This is a genomic window from Flavobacterium sp. (genome assembly GCF_023151265.1).
Taxonomy (GTDB): domain Bacteria; phylum Bacteroidota; class Bacteroidia; order Flavobacteriales; family Flavobacteriaceae; genus Flavobacterium.
Genome location: NZ_JAKLJH010000141.1, coordinates 1 through 6,660 on the forward strand (window position 1 = coordinate 1; position 6,660 = coordinate 6,660).

General features: G+C 31.5%; 5 protein-coding genes and 1 pseudogene. 3 read left to right on the plus strand and 3 right to left on the minus strand.

Going from position 1 to position 6,660, the window contains the following annotated elements; all coding sequences use genetic code 11:
• Positions 1-123: 123 nt before the first annotated feature.
• The 3 genes from L6Q46_RS11680 (at position 124) to L6Q46_RS11690 (ending at position 3,404) form a co-directional block, all read left to right on the plus strand.
• Positions 124-1,173 (plus strand): DUF6340 family protein, encoded by a 1,050-nt coding sequence (locus L6Q46_RS11680; RefSeq protein WP_291284452.1) that lies wholly within the window; start codon positions 124-126, stop codon positions 1,171-1,173.
• A 96-nt stretch (positions 1,174-1,269) separates the two neighbouring features.
• Positions 1,270-3,027: an aromatic amino acid hydroxylase gene (locus tag L6Q46_RS11685; RefSeq protein WP_291284453.1), complete on the plus strand. Its 1,758-nt coding sequence runs from the start codon at positions 1,270-1,272 to the stop codon at positions 3,025-3,027.
• 68 nt (positions 3,028-3,095) lie between these two features.
• Positions 3,096-3,404 carry a rhodanese-like domain-containing protein gene (locus L6Q46_RS11690; protein ID WP_291284454.1) on the plus strand — a complete coding sequence of 103 codons (309 nt, stop codon included), beginning with the start codon at positions 3,096-3,098 and terminating at the stop codon, positions 3,402-3,404.
• Between the two features lie 28 nt (positions 3,405-3,432).
• Here the strand turns inward: L6Q46_RS11690 and L6Q46_RS11695 are convergent, their stop codons facing one another.
• From L6Q46_RS11695 to L6Q46_RS11705, 3 genes and pseudogenes are all read right to left on the minus strand, one after another.
• Positions 3,433-4,239 (minus strand): hypothetical protein, encoded by an 807-nt coding sequence (locus tag L6Q46_RS11695; protein WP_291284455.1) that lies wholly within the window; start codon positions 4,237-4,239, stop codon positions 3,433-3,435.
• Entirely contained in the window at positions 4,236-5,570 is a 1,335-nt protein-coding gene (locus L6Q46_RS11700) for a hypothetical protein (protein WP_291284456.1), read from the minus strand. The genes L6Q46_RS11695 and L6Q46_RS11700 overlap by 4 nt, the downstream gene beginning before the upstream one ends.
• A gap of 2 nt (positions 5,571-5,572) precedes the next feature.
• Positions 5,573-6,660 (minus strand): annotated as a pseudogene (locus tag L6Q46_RS11705) (hypothetical protein); the annotation flags it as partial.

The following is a 6,660-nucleotide window of genomic DNA, read 5'->3' on the forward strand; positions in this document are numbered from 1 at the left end:
CTCCTACTCCAACGATTCAAAATGATAGTGTTCCAAAAACTGAACCAGCTGTTCCTGTAGAAAAAGTGGAGTAAAAATATTGGTGTATCATTTTTATTTCTATTTTTAAACAAAATTGAAATTATGAATAAAAATTACCTCCAAATACTAGTTGTTTCAATTCTATTAACACTATTCGCATCGTGTAGTCCTACTAACGGATTAACACTTCCTGTTACAGAACCAGCACCTATTTTACTAAACAAGCAAACTTCTAAAATTGGAATCGTAAACAGAAGTTTACCCGATAAAAAATATGAAGTTTTTGATGCGGTTGATAAAATTTTGTCTGCAGAAGGAAAAGATTTAGATAAATTAGGAAGTTTTACGGCTATTGAAAATTTAAAAAGCGAACTTCTTAAAAATAACAAGATTCAAAATGTTATTCTAATTGATACTTTAGAATCAAAAAAATACGGAATAGATCAGTTTACCAGTGAATTGTCTTGGGAAAAAGTAAACGAAATTTGCAAAGCCAACAACTTAGACGCTATCTACGAACTTTCCTATTTTGATACCGATTCTAAAATAAGCTACAGAACCATAAAAAGTGAAGCAAAAAATGCATTCGGATTAAAAATTCCTGTTATTGAACACGAAGCTACCGTTACTACTTTAATCAAATCAGGTTGGAGAATATACGACAATAATGACAAAGCAATTGTTGATGTATATGCTACAAACAACTCCGTTCAATTAAACGGAAGAGGAATTAATCCTATGAAAGCATTTGAAACGATTAAATCGCGAAAAGACGTTGTACTTTCAATAGCAAAAGATATTGGCACCAATTATGCTACTCAAATTATGCCTTATCGCATAAGAGTTAATAGAGATTACTACGTAAAAGGAACTCCAAATTTTGAAATTGCAAAACGTAGAGCTCAAGCAGGACAATGGGATAGCGCTGCTGAATTATGGCTTTTAGAAACAAAAAATCGTGACCCTAAAATTGCCGGAAGAGCTTGCTACAACATGGGAATCATCAATGAAATAAATGGAAATCTGGATGAAGCGATTGAATGGACAACTAAATCCTACACCGATTATGGAGATAAAATTGCATTGCGCTATATCAATATCCTAAAAAACAGAAAAGCTAAAAACGAACAACTAATCAGAGAAACTAATTAGTATTGTTAAAATAAAAAACACGTTATCAAATTCGCAAAAAGTTTTCCTGCTTTGTGAAAAAATCGTAATTTTACGTCAAACATCACAAGTAAAATTATGGAAACGCATTTTGAAAGCAATCCGCTGATTGACAGATTACCAAAGCATTTAAAACAATTCATTAAACCTCAAGTTTATGAAGATTACACACCCATAAACCAAGCGGTTTGGCGTTATGTAATGCGTAAAAACGTGTCTTATCTTTCAAAAGTTGCGCATAATTCTTATTTAGAAGGTTTAGAAAAAACAGGTTTAGAAATCGATAACATTCCAAATATGTATGGAATGAACCGAATTCTAAAAGAAATCGGTTGGGCAGCAGTAGCTGTTGACGGATTTATTCCTCCAAACGCTTTTATGGAATTTCAAGCCTATAATGTGTTGGTTATTGCTTGCGATATTCGCCAGTTAGAACACATCGAATATACTCCAGCACCAGATATTATTCACGAAGGTGCAGGCCACGCTCCTATTATTGCCAATCCAGAATATGCTGAATATTTAAGACGTTTTGGTGAAATTGGCTGTAAAGCTATTTCTTCTTCTCGCGATTATGAATTGTATGAAGCTATTCGTTTGCTTTCCATTTTAAAAGAAGCAGAAGATACTCCAGAAGAAGAAATTAAAAAAGCGGAAGAGCAAGTGGATTTCTTACAAAATAATATGGGCGAATTATCAGAAATGTCACGCATTAGAAATTTACATTGGTGGACAGTGGAATATGGCTTAATTGGAACAGTTGAAAATCCAAAAATTTATGGTGCAGGATTACTTTCTTCGATTGGAGAAAGTGCTTGGTGCATGACGGATAATGTTAAGAAAATTCCGTATGATATTTCGGCAGCAGACCAAAGCTTTGATATTACAAAACCTCAACCACAATTATATGTTACTCCTGATTTTGCTCAGCTAAATTTGGTTTTAGAAGAATTTGCAAATACAATGGCTTTAAGAAAAGGTGGTCCAAAAAGTGTTCAAAAATTAATAGATTCTAAAGCATTAGGAACTATCGAATTAAGTACTGGATTACAAATTTCGGGTGTTTTTACCAACGTAATTGAACACGAAGGAAAATCGGTTTATGTACAAACAACAGGTAAAACGGCGCTTTCGTACAGAGAAAAAGAATTAGTCGGTCACGGAACAGCATATCATGCAGAAGGTTTTGGTTCGCCAATTGGAAAATTAAAAGGAATCAACTTGGCTATTGAAGAAATGAGTCCGAGAGATTTACGTGCGTATGATATTTATGAAGGCGAACAAGTGACTTTAGAATTTGAAGGAAATATTATGGTTAAAGGAGAAATCATTACAGGTTCTAGAAACTTACAAGGTGAAATTTTATTGATTAAATTCAAAAATTGTACTGTTACTCATAATGATACTGTTCTTTTTCAGCCAGAATGGGGAATTTACGATATGGCTGTTGGTAAAAAAGTAATTTCTGCTTTTTCAGGCCCGGCAGATGTGAATAGTTTTGACATGATCAATCACGTTCCATCATCGCAAACCATTAAACAGAAAAAATCGGTTGAAAGAGAAGAATTAGAAAAACTATATTTAAGTGTTCGTAATATTAGAGAAGGGAAACAGGCTTCTACTACTTTAAAAGAAGCATTTGCTTCGGTTTCTGCTGGTCATCCAAACGATTGGTTATTATCTGTTGAAATTGCGGAACTAGCTAAAAAAGAAGGAAACTCAGATTTAGTAGATAAAGTTCTAAATCACTTAGAAAAAGTAAAAATGAATCGTCCTGAAGTTGCTCATTTAGTGGATAACGGATTGGAGTTGATTTTTGAAAAAGCTAACGCTTAACCAAAGTAACTTTTGTTACTGAAAAGATTTTCAATCAGCTCTATCTTTGTCAAAAAAAGGAAACAATTATGGGAATATTAGATTTTTTAGGATTAGGAAATAAAACGAATGATGTTCAGGAATACATTCAAAAAGGCGCCATTATTTTAGACGTAAGAACTCCAGAAGAATATAGAGACGGTCACATCAAAGGTTCAAAAAATATTGCTTTACAAGTTTTAAACGGAAACATCGAAACCATTAAAAAATGGAACAAACCGATCATCGCTTGTTGTCGTTCAGGAATGCGAAGCGGTCAAGCAACTTCAATTTTAAAACAACACGGAATTGATTGCATCAACGGTGGTGGTTGGAACAGTTTAGAAAATAAATTATAAAAGAAAGTCCCGATTGAATCGGGACTTTTTAATTTGACCTAAAATCAGAATACGCACTTTTTATAATAATTTCTGAATTCGCATAAGGATTTCCTGAGTTTGAAATCATTATTTTCGTTGGATTTCCTTCAGCATCATATTCGTATTTATATAAAGTTGGTGTTTCGTTGTCTTTTTGTTCGGAGATTACATTTCGTTTTTCATCGTACTGATACACCATTTTACTTTTTAAATCGAAAATCTGATAATTTCCTTCTATTAACAAACCGTTTTTATAGATTTCAACGGATAAATTTGCTTCTTTCTTAGCATCTTTATAATACGAAGTTTTAGTGTAACTATCATCAGAAGTGTAATTGGAATATTCGGTAATTTCAGAAAAACCGGTTTCTTTTTCTCTGCAAACTGACTTCACTAACCGATTTTGCTTGTCATAGGAATATTTCGTTTCAGAAAACAATCTGCCTTGCACAAATTCTTGTGATTTAGTTAATCGCAATTCTTTATCATAGAAAAATAAGGTTTTGTCTTGGGTTTCGCTTAATTTATAATCGGTGATTTTTGATACTAAGCAATTATCAATATTGAAATTGTGTCTTGTAATTTCTTTCGCATCGCCCAAATCCACTATTACAGAATCTAAATATTGACTGTAAAACGTATAAGTTTCTGTTTTTGACCATTCTTTTGTATTGGTTTCTGGATTGAAATAATAAATTTCTTTCTGAATAGTTTTCGTTTTTGGAGACCAATTAAAATGTGATGCTAGAAATTGCTTTTGAGCTTGTAAACTCAATCCGAATAAAGCAATAATTGAAATTATTAAACTTTTCATATTTTCAATTTTTTAAATAATGGATATAATCTTCCCGCTTCTGAAGTATCAATATTTTGAATTTGGTAAGTTGTACCATCAACTGATTTTACAACCAAATGGTTTGGATTTTCATCATCTTGAATTGAAAAATTACTGCTTTGCAAATACTTCCCATCTTGATAAAATGAAATTTTAAACGTATTATCTTTTACCCAAAACATTCTTGTTGGTGATTCTAATTTTACAGCATCATGCCATTCGTGTTTTGCGAAATCGTCTAAATAAAATCCTTTCACAAAATGCACGGATTTATCTACTTCATTAAAAATTATTAAACTAGAATGTTCTTGTGTGTCGACTAATTGCACTACTTTTTCAAAATTATTATCATAGGAATCTTGAATCTCAATTTTATCCTTATCACCTTTTAAAACTGATAGATAATCTTTTCTCGAATACGCCACTTTTTGATAGTGTTGCAACAACGAATCTTTTTCTCTAAATACCTCATCGTATTTTTTAACGAAGTCTAAATCAAGCTTTGTGCTTCCAGAAGTTGTTCCATCTGCGTAGGTAATTTTAATAAACGTAAACGAATTATCTTCTGGTAAGGCTTGACTCAGTTTAGCGATTTTGATTCGATTGTTTTTGGAATCAAATTCGTAATTGTAATCGATACGAGAACTGTCGTTATACACTTGACTTTTTATATTTTTAAAAGCGTTGTAAGTATAATTAGTTTCCGATTTAAAATCACCAGAAACAAATTCGGTGCGTTTTACCAATCCGTTTTCAAAGTATTCTTTGGTAAAATCAGTTCCTGTTCCATCGCCATCTTTGTTGAGTTTTGTGTACGTTTTATAGTCTTTGTAATCTTGATACAAGATTGTTTTTACTACTTCATTTCGTAAGTCTTTTTCAATCTCTTTCGTGCAGTTTCCGTTTTTGTCATATTCGTAAAAAGTAGTTTGTATACCTTCAGCAATCATTTTTCTCAATTTTCCTTTTTCGTAATGAAACAAGAACTTCATTGGGTAACCAAATTTTCCTTCGATTGGCTTATATTCGATTTCTTTAATCGTAAAATCAGGATTATAACGATACTGATATTCTCCAATTAATTTATTTTCATTGAAATAAGTTTCAAGAATTTGCTTCTGAAAATAGGTGTTTTTGATTTCAGTTGTGTAGGCATTTTCTATAACAAATTCTTTCGTTTCATTATTGAATTTATACAGCGATTCTTCCACTTTTACCACATCATCAGAATAACCAAAATCGGAAGTTCTAAATTGTTGTTGGGCAAAAATATTGGCAAACCAAAAAAGAAAAAGAATAGAAAATCTCATGTTTAATTGTTTAAAAATTCCAACGGATAAAATGTTTCAAACCCTTTTGAATTCAAATCGCGAATGATGTATTTGTCAATTCCAGCCTCTTGAACGATGAAATCATCCTCTTTCTGCGTTTTTACTAATTTGTATAAAGTTGAATCTAAAATCACTCCATTTTGAATCACAAAAAACTCAGGTTTCTCTGAAAAAATCCAATACATTCCAGTTGGAGAAGAAAATTCTTCCATGTTGTACCATTCGCCAACTTTTGTGTTTTCGGTGTAAAATCCTTTTAACAATACTGTTTTCTTGAATAAAATATCATAAACCAAAATATCATAATTACTTTTTACGGCTTCTACATCATTTGTAATTTCTTCTCCATTAGCATCTTTAATAGTAAACGTATTTCCTTCATTTTTCTTAATTTTATACTTTGGATTAGCGATTGCTTGTAAATCCGCTAAAGCCTTATTTAATACTTCGTCAGAAGCGCCGTGAAAAGAGGTACTCACTTCATAAGAAGCCGAATTTGTATCATATTTTTTAACATAATTTACATCAAATTCAGCATTCCCAGCAGTTTTTCCGTTTGAATAAGTAACTTTTGCGAAAGTGAAATAATTTACATTTTCCTGTGTATCAAAATCTAATTGTTCTATTTGCGAACGTAAGATATTTCCTTTTGCATCATATTCATAAGTGCTTTTAAAAACCTTGTCATCTCTTTTGTATTGCGTTTGATTTCTGTTTTTATCGTATTGATAGGTTTCTGTTAAAGTCGAATATTTTGTGGTATTTTTTTCTGAAATCAACAACCCACTTTTGATTATTTGCTCATTAATTTGATCTTCTTCATTGTTGGCATATTTGATTGATTTTTTAGTATATGAATTTGGTGAAGTGTAATTGGTATAAGTAATTTTTTCAACCATTACCTCTTTTTCATACACTGTTTCTTTGCTCAAATTTCCTTTAGTGTCATATTCAAATACGCTTTTTTTAGTAGTATCCTTTTTTTCAATGATTTTACCATTTTTATACACGTAGTTTTCTGTGTATTCGCCTAATTGAGTTTTAATATGAATCGATTGCAGTAATCCGT

What these genes read in the sequence shown, in the direction of transcription:
- L6Q46_RS11680 (WP_291284452.1), top strand. Translation starts at nt 124, where the DNA reads ATGAATAAAAATTACCTCCAAATACTAGTTGTTTCAATTCTATTAACA.
- L6Q46_RS11690 (WP_291284454.1), top strand. Translation starts at nt 3,096, where the DNA reads ATGGGAATATTAGATTTTTTAGGATTAGGAAATAAAACGAATGATGTT.
- L6Q46_RS11700 (WP_291284456.1), bottom strand. Translation starts at nt 5,570, where the DNA reads ATGAGATTTTCTATTCTTTTTCTTTTTTGGTTTGCCAATATTTTTGCC.
- L6Q46_RS11695 (WP_291284455.1), bottom strand. Translation starts at nt 4,239, where the DNA reads ATGAAAAGTTTAATAATTTCAATTATTGCTTTATTCGGATTGAGTTTA.
- L6Q46_RS11685 (WP_291284453.1), top strand. Translation starts at nt 1,270, where the DNA reads ATGGAAACGCATTTTGAAAGCAATCCGCTGATTGACAGATTACCAAAG.